Raw genomic sequence first — 15,024 nt, 5'->3', positions numbered from 1 at the left:
GGCTACGAATAACAACGATCCGTGGAGATACCCCCATGCTTCTGACCCTGCTTGGCTTCGGCATGGTGATCACGTTCATGACGCTGATCATGACCAAGCGACTGTCGCCCCTGGTGGCGCTGATCCTGGTGCCCATCCTGTTCGCGTTGATGGGGGGCTTCGGCGCCGGCATCGACAAGATGATGCTGGACGGCATCCGCAAGATCGCGCCCACGGGCGTGATGCTGATGTTCGCCATCCTGTACTTCGGCGTGATGATCGACGCCGGCCTGTTCGATCCCATCGTCGGCCGCATCCTGCGCGCGGTGAAGGGTGATCCGCTGAAGATCGTGGTGGGCACCACCGTGCTGGCGCTGGTGATCTCGCTGGACGGCGACGGCTCGACCACCTATATGATCGTGGTGGCGTCGATGCTGCCGCTGTACCGCCGCCTGAAGATGAATCCGCTGTCCATGACCTGTCTGGCCATGCTGGCCAGCGGCATCATGAACCTGACGCCCTGGGGCGGCCCGACCGCGCGCGCCGCCAGCGCGCTGCATGTGGACGCCGGCGACATCTTCGTGCCGCTGGTGCCGGTGATGGGCGTGGCCATCGTGGCGCTGCTGGCGCTGGCCTTCGCGCTGGGCCTGAAGGAACGCCGCCGCCTGGGCGTGCTGTCGCTGCCGGACGGCGCCACGCTGCACGCGGGCTACGACGAGGACGGTCCCAAGAACCTGCCCGAGATCGAGGTCGACCAGGACCTGCGCCGCCCGCGCCTGCTGTGGGTCAATGCCGGCCTGACGCTGGCGCTGATGGTCAGCCTGGTCATGGGCGTGCTGCCGCTGCCGGTGCTGTTCATGATCGCCTTCGCCATCGCGCTGATCATCAACTACCCGGACCTGGCCGAGCAGCGCCGCCGCGTGGCGCAGCACGCGGGCAACGTGCTGTCGGTGGTGTCGCTGATCTTCGCGGCCGGCATCTTCACCGGCATCCTGTCGGGCACCGGCATGGTCGAGGCCATGTCGCGCAGCCTGCTGGCCGTGATCCCGGACGCCATGGGCCCGTACCTGGCCGGCATCACCGCGCTGGTCAGCCTGCCCTTCACCTTCTTCATGTCCAACGACGCGTTCTATTTCGGCGTGCTGCCGATCCTGAGCGAGGCGGCGCAGGGCTACGGCATCAGCGCCGTGGAAATGGCGCGCGCCTCGCTGATCGGCCAGCCGGTGCACCTGCTGAGCCCGCTGGTGCCGTCCACCTATCTGCTGGTCGGCCTGGCCGGCGTGGAATTCGGCGACCACCAGCGCTACGCGCTCAAGTGGGCCACGATGATCTGCCTGGTGATGCTGGCGGCGGCGCTGGCGTTCGGCTTGTTTCCCCTGGTCGGCAGCGTCGGCTGAGCCGGCGCGCCCTTGAAATAGGAGTTTCCATGGCTTTGCGCATTGCTTACGTCACCAGCGGCATGGGCCATACCGGCACCGCCATCTGCCAGGCGCTGCACCGCGCCGGCCACCGCGTGGTGGCCGGCTGCGGGCCGAAATCGTCCCGCAAGGACCATTGGCTGAAGGCGCAGAAGGCGCTGGGCTACGACTTCACGGCGTCCGAGGGCGACGCCACCGACTGGGAATCGACCCGCGCGGCCTTCGCGCGCGTGCGCGCCGAGGTCGGCGAGATCGACGTGCTGGTCAACAACGCCGGCGCCATGCTGGACATGCGGTTGCGGCAGATGGGCTATGCCGAGTGGTCGGCGGTGCTGCGCAGCAACCTGGACACGCTGTTCAACACCACCAAGCAGGTGGTCGACGGCATGGCCGACCGGGGCTGGGGCCGCATCATCAACATCGGTTCGGTGGCGGCCGAGAAAGGCCAGATCGGGCAGGTCAACTACGCCACGGCCAAGGGCGCGGCCATCGGCTTCACGCGCTCGCTGGCGCAGGAAGTCGCGGCGCGCGGCGTGACCGTCAACCTGGTGTCGCCCGGCTTCATCGCCGACGACACGGTCAAGGCCTTTCCGCCGGCGCTGCTGGACCGCATCGTGGAAAGCGTGCCGGTCGGCCGGCTGGGCACGCCGCAGGACCTGGCGGGGCTGTGCGCCTGGCTGGCCTCGGACGAGGCGGCCTTCGTGACGGGCGCGAATTACGCCATCAACGGTGGCGTGTACATGAGCTGAGGCGAGGGCGCTGGCCGCGCCCGCCGGCCCTAGCTGTTCAGGGCCGGGCTGCCGTGGCGCTGCAGGAAATCCGGGATGGACGAGGGCGTGCGCTTGCTGCCCTCCAGCCATTCCACGCGCCACTCGGTCAGGCGTTCGCCGGTGTGGTGCTCGTAGCGGCCGGGCTCTGGCTCGTTGATGCACTCGTCCTGGCGCACCAGCACCAGCGGCTGCTCGGCCCCGGCGGTCTCGCGCGAGTAGGCGCTGGCTTCCTCGAAGGTGGCGAAGGCGCAGTAGTAGTCGTCGCCGTCGTAGAGGTCTTCGCCGCCGTCGTGCGGGTGCACCCAGACGCGGTATTCCAGCACGGCGTCGTAGAAATAGCCGCCGCCGGACTTGGTCTGGGCGGGATATTCGCCGATCAGGTCGGCATCGACGGCGATGGGGAAGGCGGAGCGGAGAGAGGTGGGCATGGCAGAGGATTCCGGGCGCTGGACGCGCTATTTGGGACGATTGTAGAAAGCCTGATGGCCCGGGGCGCCCGCCGCGCCCCAGGTTTCCATTTCAGACGGTCACAAATCCAACCGAATCAAGGGTAAACCCTTAATAGCCAAAAACCGCCTCAGCCCCGGTGCACCGACACCCCGCCATCGACCAGCAGCGCCGTGCCGGTGGTGAAGCTGGACGCGTCCGACGCCAGGTACAGCGCCGAGCGCGCGATCTCGGCGGGCGCGGCCAGGCGCTTGAGCGCGTGCAGGTTCTCGACGTAGGCGCGGGCCTCGGGCGAGGCCATGGCATCGCGCCCCATCGGCGTGTCGGTGCCGCCGGGCAGCAGCGCGTTCGCGCGGATGCCGCGCGCGCCGTATTCCGAGGCGATGACCTGGGTCAGGCCGATCAGGCCGGCCTTGCTGGCCGCATAGGCGCCCATGCCGGGAAACCCCGCCGTGTAGCCGACGAAGGTGGACGTGAAGATCAGCGAGCCGCCGCCGCGCGCCAGCATGGCGGGAATCTGGTGGCGCGCGCCCAGGTAGGCGCTGGTCAGGTTGGCCTGCAGCACGTCCTGCCATTCCTGCGGTTCGATTTCGTGCAGCGGCCGCGACGGGCCCATGGCGCCGGCGTTGTTGAAGGCGATGTCCAGTCCGCCGAAGCGTTCCACGGCCGCGGCGACGGCGTCGCGCGCCAGCGCCTCGTCACGCACGTCGCCGGCCAGGGCCAGCGCCCGGCCGCCTGCGGCCTCGATGGCGGCGGCCAGCCTGTCCAGCTCGGCCGCGCGGCGCGCCACCAGCACCACGCTGGCGCCTTCGCGCGCATAGAGCTTCGCCGTTTCCAGCCCGATGCCGGAACTGGCGCCGGTGACGATGGCGACCTTGCCGGCCAGTTGTCCTGATGCTTGCATGCCCGATCTCCTGTGGTTGCGGGGTCAGGCCGCCAAGGTAGGCGAGGCGTCGGGGCGCGGCTATCCGTTTATTGCCGCGCCCCGGCTTCTTGCTACAGGCCGAAGGCCTTGCGCTCGTCGGCGCTCAACCGGGCCAGCTGCGTGGCGTCCAGCGGACCGTCGCCCACCACCTGCACGGCGCCGTCGCGCCGGTACGCCGCCTGGCGCTCCGACGAGGGAGCCGCGGCCCCCGGGCTGGATGCCGCGCCCGCCGTCGGCTCGTCGCCAAAGCCCAGGATCTGCACGCTGATGATCGAGGGTTGGTTCTGGCGCGCCTGGTTCTGCGCGCGCTGCGCCGAGTCCTGGGCGGCGCCGACGGCCGAGCTGGCGGCGGCGCTGGCCGACGACAGCGCGCCGGTGTTGACCGAGGCGGCCACCGGCACGCCGACGCTCTCGCCCTGCGCCTTGATGTTGGCGGCGTTGAGCACCTGCTGGGCATGGATGTTGATGTTGCCCGACACGCGGATGCCGGCCTCGCCCGCGTCGATGGTGCCCAGCGGCGCGTACAGGTCCACGTCGCCGGCCGGCACTTCCGCGATCGGCGCCAGCGTGGCGATGCCGGCGCCGGTGGCGGGCGCCGACGGCGACAGCGCCACGTTGCCGACGCTGTCGTAGCGGCGGGTTGGCGGGGTGTAGACCACGGTGGTCTTGGAGCCGCGACCGGCGTTGATGTCGCCCTGCGCCGACCAGGCCAGGATGCCGCCGCCGAAGGTCGTCATGACGCGGCTCTGGCCCAGCAGGATGCTGTCGCGCGCATAGAACTGGATGTCGCCGCTGCCCTGGGTCAGCACGCCCGCCGTGGCCGGCGGGACCGCGCCTTCCACGCCGTAGACCTGCGCGCCGCCGGGCGTCAGCACCTGGATGTCGCCGCCGGCGCGCGTCTGCACGCCCGCGCCGCCATACATGGTGATGCCGCCGGCATAGTCGGCGCCGGCCTCGCGCGCCGGGAAGAGCGCGGCGATGGCCTGGCGGCCGCGCAGGAAGCTGCCCAGGCGCGGGCTGGACTTGGCGTTGTACTCGCGGCCGCCGGCGCGCAGCTCGGCGAAGTAGACCTGGCGCGCGAACACGCGCTGCTGCTCGGGCGGCAGCGCATCGAAGTAGGCGCGCGCGTCGCTGGTATTGCCGGCGAAGCCGTAGACCTGCGTCAGCCACAGCAGCAGTTCGTGCTCGTAGGTCTTGAACGGCAGGCCCTGGTCGGTCAGCGGCCGCGACGGATCGGCGACGCGGGACGGGTCCAGGTAGCGGCGCAGGAAGCCGGCGTAGTCGGCGCCCTGCGCGCCCAGGCCGGCCTGCATGGCGATGCCGGCGCCCGGGCGGGTGTCGCCCGGCACCACCGGCCCCAAGCTCAGCACGGCGGCCTGGTCCAGCATCTGGATGTTGCGGCCGGCGCTGATTTCCAGCGTGCCGGGCCCGGCCACGGTGAAGCTGCCGGCGATGATGTCGCGTCCAGCGCGCACCAGCGAGACGTCGCTCGCCTGGTCGTGGATGAACAGGTTGTTGGTGTAGCTGTAGCTGAACGGGAAGGGGCTCGACTCCAGCGGTCCCAAGGGGCTGCCGCTGCCGACGATGTCGCGTCCGGCCAGCATGCGCACGGGGCCCGCGCCCAGGTGCCACTGCCTGCCGCTCAGGTTTTCCGGCGGGCCGAAGCGCAGCAGGCGGCCGCTGCTGACGCCGACCAGGTCGCCGTCCATCGCGTAGAAACGCGACGCCGCCCAGGGGCCGGCGGCGGCTGCTGCCGGCGAACCGAAGGCGAACAGCACGCGCTCGCCGTAGGAGCCATCCCGCGACAGCGTATTGGGACCCCAGATGGCGGAGTTGAAAACGCCGTTCTTCACCATGCCGACGAAGGCGGGGCGGTAGGGCGAGGCCAGCGTGTCCGGCGATGCGCCGCTGCGCATGAGCGGCGCGTTGCCGCCGTAGATCGAGTCGCCCGCCAGCAGGTCCAGGCGGCCGGCGGGGCCGGGCGCCAGCAGCACGGAGGTCTTGTAGTAGATGCTGCCGTTGGCGGCCACGGCCGACAGCTGCGACGGGTAGGTCACGACGCTGTCGTTCAGCGGCGACACCGGCATGATGGGCGTCAGGTTGCCGCCGGCCGAGAACAGGTCGATGGCGGTGTTCGCGGTCCACAGCGAGAACCAGGTGTTGGCGCCGTACACGCCTGGCGTGCCATTGGCCAGTACATAGGGCATGGACAGCGGCATGGGGACGCGGCCCGGATCGTCGGCCTTCTCGATGGCCAGGTCGCCCAGGCTCAACAGGCGGAAGGCGCTGTCGCCGGCGTACAGGGCGATGCCGCCCGTGGTCACGACGTCGGCCGCGCGGAACAGGTCCAGGGCGCGGGTGTCGCGCGCCGCCTTGACGCCGTACAGCGGATCGAGCCTGCCGAAGGACGCGGCCTGCAACGAGGTCTGGCCGCGCAGGTTGGTGACCGAGCCGCTGGACTCGTAGGGCGTGGGCAGGGCCGGGTTCAGGGCGCCGCTCACGCGCAGCTCGATGTCGCCGCCGCCGGTCAGCGCCAGGCGCCGGGCGGCCTGCGGGGGGCCGGTGCTGCCCACCGCCAGCACCAGGGCCTGGCTGCGCGGATTGATCTGGCGCAGGCTGTCGCTGACCGGGCGGGGTTGCTGCCGGCCGGCATCGCCGCCCACGTCCATGCTCAGGTTGCCGCCGCCCAGCGTGCCGAAGCCGGTGAAGCCGCGCAATTCGTCGGCGGGCTGGTTGATGTCGCCGGCCACGTAAGTGCCGAAGTTGATCCACCAGGCGGTGGGCTGCGCCTGGCCGATTGCCGCCGAGCCGGATCCCTGGCGCCAGAGCCAGTTGCCCGGCGTGTCGCTGTTGTAGCCGATGGTGGATGTCACCGGCCGGCCATAGGACGCCGGCGCGGCGAGCATCACGTCGCCGATCAGGTTGGCGCCGGCGCGCACGGTCAGGTTGCCGCCGCCGTCCGGATACCAGGCGCGGTAGACGCTTTGCGCGCCGCCGTTGACGTAGGACTCGAAGCCCTGGCTGGGATCGTTCGTCACCGTGCCGGCCAGGCCCTTCAGGCGCGACTGGTTGTACGGGTCGCCGGCCTGGGTGACGGCCGACGAGGCGCCGGCGGTATAGACGCCGTACAGCGAATGCATGCGCAGGTCGCCGCCGGCCAGCAGGTCCAGGTCGCCGGTGCCGGTGCGCAGCACGCTGAAGCGCGCGGTCGCGGGAGCCGCCAGATAATCCTTGGGCTCCTTGGCGCTGCAGTAGTCGGGCACGTCCTGGCACAGCGACCCGGCTGACGGATAGCCGAAGTTGTCCTTGATGAACTGCTCGTCGATCACCGTGCCGGCCAGCCAGGGCATGCCGATGTCGTCGGCGCCCTGCTGGGTCCACAGGAAATTGCCGGGCGCGTCGAAGCCGTACATGCCATAGTGGTTGTCGGCCAGCACCAGGTTGCCGCGCTTGACGCCATATTGCGTGGCGCGCGTGTCGGCGCCGTCCAGGTCGGCGCCGCCGACCAGGCGCATCGACCAGGACTGCGAGCCTTCCGGCAGCATGGGCGCCACGGCCCAGACCTTGCCCTGCGCGTCGTTGACGACCGGACGCAGGTCCACGTATTGCACGCCGGGATTGAGCTTGACGTTGGCGCCGGACGGAATCAGCGCGCCGCGCGGCAGGATGACGTTGCGCGCCAGCGTCAGCAGGTTGGAGCCATAGGGGACGTTCGGCAGGTTGGGCAGCGCGATGCCGGCGGGCCAGTCAGTGGTGGCCAGGAAAGTCGTGGTCGTGATGCGCCAGCCGGCGGCCAGTTTCGCGCCCGCCGCCAGCGTGCGAGGCTGCGCCAGCACGGTGCCGGCGGCCAGCGCCACGCTGCCGTCCGGGTTGAACACGGCGGCCGACAGGATGGCGCCGGCCGGCAGCGTCAGCGGCTGGGCCAGCGCCGCCGTCACGGGCAGCACGGAGCCGGATTCCAGCGTGAAGCTCGACAGCGTCACGTTGTAGTTCAGCACCACGCCGCCGGGGATCTGCGTGCCGGCGGCCAGCTCCACGCCGGCGTGCGGCGTGACCATGTCGCCGCCGGTGTAGTCCACGCCCGGCAGCAGGCGCCAGCCCTTGGCGTCCTGCTTCACGTCGGGGGGCGGCGCGAAGCCGTCGTTGATGCTGCCGTGGATCTGCAGGTCGCCGCCGGCGCGGATCACCAGGTTGCCGACTTCGCCCGAGCCGTAGACGCCGGTCAGCGGGGTGTGCGGGTTGAGGCTGGCGTAGCGGTAGTGGGACAGGTCCAGGTCGCCCTGCACCACCAGGTCGCCGTCGGGCGTGGCGCTGCGGATCTCGATGCCGGGGCGCAGGTGCAGCGCGTCGGCATAGGGGCGCAGGCCGGCCAGCTTGCCGTCGACCAGGCTGGCGTTGGCCAGCGCCTGGGTGATGAAGGCGCGGCTGTCGTCGTGCAGGCGGTCCAGGTAGTCCTGGTCGATGATCTGATAGGGCTTGCCGGCGGCAGTGGTTTCGGTGCCGGGGTTGGCGCTGCGGTCGACCCAGACGCCGTTGACGGCGATGCTGCGCGCGCCGCGGATGTCCAGCGGGCCGCGCGCCTCGATGTCGATGTCGCCGCCGCGCGCGCCGTTCAGGCGCGGCGCGTTCAGTTCCAGCGTGCCGCGCGGCTTGCCGTCCTGGCGCGGGTCGTCGCTGCCGGCGCGCAGGTCGATGCGCGCGCCGCCGTCCAGGCGCAGCGTGCCCTGGCCGGCCTTGAGTTCGACGATGGCGCGGTTGGGCGCGTCGATGATCTGGCCGTAGCTGTCGACGCGCAGCGTGGCGCCGTGCGCGTCCAGCACGGCGTTGGACGCCAGGCGCAGGCCGTCGCGCGCCGACAGGCGGATGCTGCCCACGCTGACGCCGCTGGCGTCGATGCGGCCGGCCACCGTGAGGCTGCCGGCGTCGACCGAGATATTGACTTCGCGGGCGCGGACTTCGTCGCCGATGGTCAGGTCGCCGCGCTTGATCTGGAAGCTGCGCGCGCCGTAGACCGAGCCCGCGTTCAGGCGCTGGTTCAGCGCGGTGAAATCCAGCTGCTGGGCGCGGATGTCGACGGCGCCCTGGGCATACGGCACGCGCGAGCCGCCGGTCTCGTAGTCGCCCGAGGCGCTGCCCAGGATGCGCCCTTGCAGGTCGACGCGGCCCGCGCCGGGATCCAGCGCGATGGCCGTCAGGCGGCCGGCGCGGTTGTAGCTGGCAGACAGGTCGATGACGCTGCCGGCGGCCTGGGTGATGTCGCCGTGGCGGCTTTCCAGGATGGCTTCGCCGCCCCAACTGTATTTGGTCAGCTCCTCGAACGGCACGGGCCGGCCCGCCAGGTCCAGCTGCGCCTGGCCGGTCAGGACCAGCGCCCGGTCGGCGCGCAGCGCCACCTTGCCCGAAGGCAGGGCGATGCGGCCGTCGATGTTGAGCCGGCCCGCGTCCAGTCCAAGTTCCGCGCCCAGGCCGCGTATGGCGCCGGCCTGCGCGCCGGCGGGCATGGCCAGGTTGATCGCGTCGCCGGCCTTGATCCGGTTGACCGAGCCAGCCTCGCCCGTGAGCAGCGGCGTGAGCAGGTTCAGCGTGCCGCCGCTGTATTGCCAGCCGCCGGCGCTGTCGTAGGCGCCGCGCGCCTGGTACACGTTCAGGCTGCCACGATGGTTGGCGGTGATGCGGTCGCTGGCGCGCAGGTTGACGTTGGCGAAACCCAGCGTCAGGCGCGCCTGGTCCAGGCCGCCGACGGGCTGGGTGTACGGGCCGTAGCCGAACTCGATGCGCTCGGCCTCGATGTTCAGCGACCCCTGGCCGGTGCCGGCGCCGTTGTTGACCACGCCGACCGGCGCGCTGACCGAGCCGTTCCAGATCAGGTTGCCGGCGCGGATGGTGGCCGCATCGCCGGCCTGGCCGTAGCCGTAGATGGCCGGCGCGGTCAGCGCCAGCGTCTGCAGGCGCGACTTGCCGGTGGCCGGATCCAGCGTGTCCAGCATGACATTGTTGAAGAAGTTGAAGGAATCGCTGACGGCCAGCGTCAGCATTTCCAGCGCCGGCGCGCCGTGCTGCCGGTCGCCCGCCATCAGGCGGTCGAGCAGCGTCTGGTTCAGCATCAGCCCGCTGGACAGGCCGCCGCGCGCGGCCGCGTCGGCCAGCGCCTGCTCGCTGCCGGCATTGACGCTGCCGACCGCCAGCGTCAGGTAGCGCGCGCCGTAGCGGGCGGCGTTGTCCAGCTCGAAGGCCTTGTTGGTGGCGAAGGCGATCGTGCCTTCCGAATAGAGCTGCGCCTCGCCCGCGCAGGCGGCGGGACCGCAGGCGCCGATGCGGATGGCGCCCGCGCCGACGGGCGGCTGGTCGGCATCGGGCGGCAGCAGGTTGATCCAGCCGTTGGACACCGCCACCACGCTGGCGGGGCCGGGCCTGTAGGTGAAGCCGGTCGACGAGTCGAAGCCGGGCGCGCCGCGTCCCACGGTGTTGATGGACGCGCCGCGTTCGATGACGATGCTGCCCGAGGGCACGCCGGCGACCAGGAAGACCTCGGCGCCCGTCAGTTGGGCGCCCGCGCGCAGCGCGATGCTCTGGAAGTGGGTGGTGCCGTAGCCGAAGTAGACAATGTTGCCGATGGTCCGGTACTCCACGGCCGGCGTGGCGCCCACCATCAGGCGCGGCGCGCCCAGGCGGTTGAGCTGGGCCGAGTCCAGCGAGAGGCCGGTGAAGCCGGCGCTGCGGCCGGCGCCGGGCGCGGTGATTTCCAACGCGTCCTGCCAGCTGTTCATGGAAGCGACCGCGAACGTGCCGCTGTTGCCGCCTCGGGCGGCCGAGAAATCGGCCCGGCCGGCGAAGCTGAAGGACTCGCCCGGCGCGTCCTTGGCCAGCAGCAGGCGCAGCGTGCGGGCATCGGCCGGCGCCAGCGCGCGCGGCTGTCCACGGCGCGCCGCGTCGGCCGCCACGAAGGCGGCGTAGTCCATTTCGTTGTACTGCGAGTACTGGCGCAGCACCTGGCCCGAGGTGATCAGCAGTTGCCGGGGCACGGCGTCGGCGATGCCGGCCGAGGCATTGCCCAGGCGGCCGGCGATGGTCCAGGAGCCGTTGCGCAGCCGCAGCGCGCCGGCGGCGTCCAGGCCGGGCGTCGCGCCGTTGATCTCGACGCGGAAGGCGCCGGGCATCAGGGCGTAGGTGGACGGCATCAGCGTGTAGGTGCCGGCCGGCAAGCCCGGCACGCCGGCGCCGATGGTGACCTGCTGGCCGATCTGCGGCTGGCTCTGGCCCGCGTCCGGCGCGGTCGGCGCGGCCATGGGCTGCGCGCCCGGCACCAGCGCGTAGACGGGATTGGTGGACAGGCCGGGCAGGGTGAAGCCGCCTTGCGGATTGGTCTGCGCCAGCGGATTGAAGCGCGCGTCGGTGGAGCCGCCGCGGCCCGAGATGAAACCCGCGCCCAGCAGCTGTCCGCCGCCGGACAGGTCCACCAGCGCGTTGTCGCCGACCTGCACGGCCTGGCCGGCGAGCTGCAGGCCCACGGACAGGCTGCCATGGTATTCCCCGCCGCCCTGGCCGGTCAGGCGCACGTCCTGCCCCAGCCATTGATAGCCGACGCCGTCCACGGTGCCGCCGTAGGGCATCGTCAGGCCGCGTCCGCTGACGGAAGTGACGCTGCCGGGCAGCAGCGTCACGCGCGAGGTGATGCCGTTGGTGGTCGCCTCGCCGATCTCCAGCAGGCCGAGCGGCGCGCGCAGCACGCCGCCCTGTTCGATGATGTCGGCCGAGAGCCGCAACGTGCCGAAGGCGCTGTAGGGCGTGTCCGGCACCTGCTCTGTGGCGCGCCGGATCACGAGGCGGCTGCCGGCCTCGAAACCCGGTTGGCCGTCGCGCTTGCCGCCCACGCCCGCCACCACGCGCACGATGGCGCCGGTCTCGGGATAGATCTGGGCGGCGGTCAGCGTCAGGTCGCCGGGTGTGGCGAACTGCGTGGTGAGGACGGCGTTCGAGTCCCGGTTCAGCGAGCCCAGGCCGCCCAGGATGCGGATGTCGCCGCGGCTGACCAGTTCGGCCATGGGGAAGCCCAGGCCGGTGTAGCGCGTCTGTCCCGAGGCCGGATGCGTGATGGTCAGGGGGCCGAGCATGACGTTGTCGCGCAGGTCGATCAGGCCGGCTTCGGCGCGCAGCACGGATTCGCTGACGCGATTGCTGGCGGTTGGCGCGGGCAGCGGCCGCTGGTAGCCTTCGCGGCTGTTGCCGTCGGTGGCGCCGGCCAGCATGATGTAGGGCGCGGCCAGCCGAACGCGGGCCGTCGGCGCGGCATCGGGCGTCATGGCGAGGGTCCGGCTGAACAGGCGCAGGCTCTGGCCCAGGTTCAGCGTGACGTCGCCGGCGAAGCTGAGCAGGCCGTTGGACAGCAGGTCCAGCGCGCCGAAGCCGCCTTGCTCCAGCTGGTCGGCGCCCAGCGTGGCGTGGCCGTAGGCCAGCTTGTCGGCGGCCGTGGCGGGATTGTCCAGTGCGGCAGGCAAGCTCGCCGTCGCCTTGTCCGACAGCACGAATTCGCGCGGCGCCTTGACCCGGTCCTGGATCGCGCTGCTCTTGTATTCCGGCGTGTCCAGCCCCAGCGCCAGGCGGCCGCCGGCCGCGCCGGCGCCGCCCGAACGCGCGATCATCTGTCCGTCCAGGTACAGGCCGTTGGCCGAGCTGATGGCGATCAGGCCGCCGGCGCTGGCGGCGGCCACCGGCGCGCCGTTGGCCAGCAGGCTGGCGGAGGCGCCGGACGCGTCCAGCCGGCTGCCCGGCCGCAGCACGATGAACAGGTCCGGCGCGGCCACGTTGCCCTTGGCGACGTTGACGACGCCGCCCAGCGTGATGCTGCCGCCGTCCTGCAGCAGGCCGTAGGACTGGCCCTTGAGGTTGACCGCCGTGGCCGCGCGCGCGGCCACATCCAGCACGGCGTGGTCGCCGACCCAGAGCGAGCGGCCGGAGCCGGTCGCCATCGTCTCGTCCATGGTCGTGTCGCGCAGCGCGGTCACCGCGATGCGGCCCGACCAGGCCTGCAGCGTGCCGTTCAGCGTGATCTGGCCGACGCCGGCCACGTTGATGCGCTGGCCCGGGTCGACCGCCACCAGCGAACCTTCCGCCAGCGTCAGGCCGACGCGGGACAGCTCGTTCTGCGCGGTCTGCAGCGTGCCGCTCTGCAGGGTCAGGCTGGCGCCCTTGCGCTGCGTCAGCACGCTCTTGACCGCGTCTTCCTGGTAGAGCGGCGGCGTCCAGGCCTGCAGGGCCCGCGTCTTGTCCGTCGCGGCGGCGGCGTCCGGCGCCAGGCGCAGCAGCGGCATCGAAACGCGCAGCTGCGCGCCTTCGACGACTTCCAGGCCGCGAGTGCCGATCAGTTCGTATTGCGAGAAGCCCTGCGCGAAGTCGCTGTCCGCCAGCACCGACACGCCGGCGGGCACGGCCTGGCCGCGCTGCTCGGCGCGCACCACGCGGATCTGGTTGGCCTGCAGGGTCAGCTTGCCGCCGCCGTCCACGCCGCGCGCGGCCAGCGCGCCGTCCAGCGCCAGCACGCCGGGCGACCCGGCCGAGCCGGCCTCCAGCAGCACATCGCCGCCCCGGCCGGCCAGGGCCTTGCCGCCGCTCTGGATGGCGGCCCCGCCGCTCACGTCCACCAGGCTGCCCTGGCCGAGCGCGATGCTGCCGCTGCTGCGCAGTGCCACCTGTCCGCCGTTGCGGCGCGCCAGGCCGGGCGAGGCGGCGGGATCGAGCGCGGCATTGGTCCACAGGCCGCTGACATCGAGCGTGGCGCCCGCCGCCAGCGTGACGCCGGCGGGCTTGCCGGTCGCGGGCCGGACCAAGACGTCCTCGAGTGCGCCGCGGTCATTGACCTGCCTGAGCACGTTGCCGGCCTGGATGCGGCCGCCCTGCGCGGCGATGCCGGCCTGGATGTCGACCTGCGGCGCGTACAGCAGCACGCCGGCGCCGGGGGCGAAACCCAGCGCCTGTTCGACGGCGATCCTTTCCTTGGCGGCCACGGTCAGCTGACCCGGATTGACCGCGTTCAGCCAGGCGGCGTCCAGGCGAATCTCGCCGTCGGCGGCCGGACCGCCGCCGATGGATACCTTGCCGGCCAGCGCGGCCAGAGCCCAGTTCACCTGGCCGCTGTCGGCGTCGTAGCGCGGCAGATAGCTGCCGACGATCAGGCGGCCGCGGCGCGCCACGGTTGTCTGCGACTGCAGATAGCCGTCCATGTCCCATTGCGGCGCTTCGGTCTGGCGCGGGCCCTGGTAGACCTCGCCGGTGACGCCGCCGTCCAGGCGGGCCTGCCCGGTCGAGACGATCAGGGCGCCGGCGTCGCGGCCGACGGTGTAGCCGTTCTCGAACCGCGTCCGGGGGCCGATCAAGGGGTTGTAGAAGACCCGCGTGGCCTTGTCGCCCCAGCGCTGGTGCACCTGCTCGAAGCCCTTGTACAGGCCGGTGTAGAGCAGGTCGCCGGGCGCGCGCGACACTTCGTAGAGGCGGCCGTCGGCGCCGCGCAGCCAGCTTTGGCGGATGTACCCGTCCTGCACGTCCAGCGTGCCGCCGGACAGGTTGATGTCCGAGCCGGCGCGGGTGACCAGCGCGCCGCCGGTGAAGGTGGCGGTGCCGCCCTGGGCCAGCCATTCGCTTGCCGTGCGCCCGCTGGTGGCCAGGTAGCCGCCCACTTCCAGCAGGCCGCCGCCGGTGTACCAGCGCTCGCCGGCATAGCCGTTGGCGCCGCCGGGGACCTTGACCAGCGTGCGCCGGTCGATCCAGATCTCGCTGTTGTTGAGCAGCTTGCTGTCTCGGTTGACCGGTGCATCGCGCTGTTCATTGCCCTGGACGTCGATCTTCAGGTTGTTCGATTCCATGGCCAGGCGCACGCCGATGGCGCCCGCCACGTCCAGCCGCGCGCCGGCGTCGAGCAGGGTCTGCTTGCGCGCCGACACGGCGATCTGGCCGCCGGTGGCCAGCGTGGTCGAGCCGTCCAGGAACGAGGCCAGGTTGCCGCTCACCACTTCGATGCGCGGCAGGTCCGGGCGGTCGGCCACCGTGCTCAGGTTGTCGAAGACGCCGGCCGTGTTGTTGTTGGCGACGCCGTCCAGCGTCTTGAGCGCGGCGGTGCGCTGGCCCTCCAGGCCGGTCACGGCGGACGGCTCCAGCAGCACGGCGGTGACGCTGCCCGCGCCCAGCGTCACGCTGCCGCTGGCGTCGCTGGCGCGGTTGAGCAGGTGGATGGCGCCGCGCGCGCCGATGTCGGTGCTGGCGACCAGCACGCCGTCCTGCCGCACCTGACGGCCGGTCAACGTGATGTCGCCGGTGGCGGCGCTGATCAGGCCACTGTTGCGCACCAGTCCCGCCGCGCTGCCGGTCTTGATCGTCGTGCCGACCTCGTTGCCGGCCGTGGTCGACTTGACGTTGCCATCGGTGCCGTAGCCCTTGCGGATGTAGAAATCGTCACCCGCCGCCAGCACGGTCTGCCCGCGCGGCGTCGCGATCT

General features: G+C 71.8%; 5 protein-coding genes. 2 read left to right on the top strand and 3 right to left on the bottom strand.

Annotated elements, in window-relative coordinates; translation table 11 throughout:
• Positions 1 to 35 precede the first annotated feature (35 nt).
• Positions 36 to 1,376 carry a CitMHS family transporter gene (locus KDH83_RS06405; protein ID WP_212313622.1) on the top strand — a complete coding sequence of 447 codons (1,341 nt, stop codon included), beginning with the start codon at positions 36 to 38 and terminating at the stop codon, positions 1,374 to 1,376.
• A 29-nt stretch (positions 1,377 to 1,405) separates the two neighbouring features.
• Complete coding sequence (phbB, locus tag KDH83_RS06400) at positions 1,406 to 2,146, top strand: acetoacetyl-CoA reductase (RefSeq protein WP_212313621.1); 741 nt, start codon at positions 1,406 to 1,408, stop codon at positions 2,144 to 2,146.
• A 29-nt stretch (positions 2,147 to 2,175) separates the two neighbouring features.
• Here phbB and KDH83_RS06395 read toward each other — a convergent pair whose 3' ends face one another.
• The 3 genes from KDH83_RS06395 to KDH83_RS06385 all read right to left on the bottom strand — a co-directional run bounded on the left by KDH83_RS06395 (position 2,176) and on the right by KDH83_RS06385 (position 14,998).
• Entirely contained in the window at positions 2,176 to 2,595 is a 420-nt protein-coding gene (locus tag KDH83_RS06395) for a GCN5 family acetyltransferase (protein WP_212313620.1), read from the bottom strand.
• 149 nt (positions 2,596 to 2,744) lie between these two features.
• Positions 2,745 to 3,518 (bottom strand): SDR family oxidoreductase, encoded by a 774-nt coding sequence (locus tag KDH83_RS06390; protein WP_212313619.1) that lies wholly within the window; start codon positions 3,516 to 3,518, stop codon positions 2,745 to 2,747.
• 92 nt (positions 3,519 to 3,610) lie between these two features.
• Entirely contained in the window at positions 3,611 to 14,998 is an 11,388-nt protein-coding gene (locus KDH83_RS06385; RefSeq protein WP_212313695.1) for a filamentous haemagglutinin family protein, read from the bottom strand.
• Positions 14,999 to 15,024 lie beyond the last annotated feature (26 nt).

The organism is Achromobacter sp. Marseille-Q0513, from assembly GCF_018195695.1.
GTDB lineage: Bacteria > Pseudomonadota > Gammaproteobacteria > Burkholderiales > Burkholderiaceae_B > Achromobacter.
The sequence above is the reverse complement of the archived record's forward strand: the minus strand, read 5'-3'. Positions and strand labels throughout refer to the sequence as shown.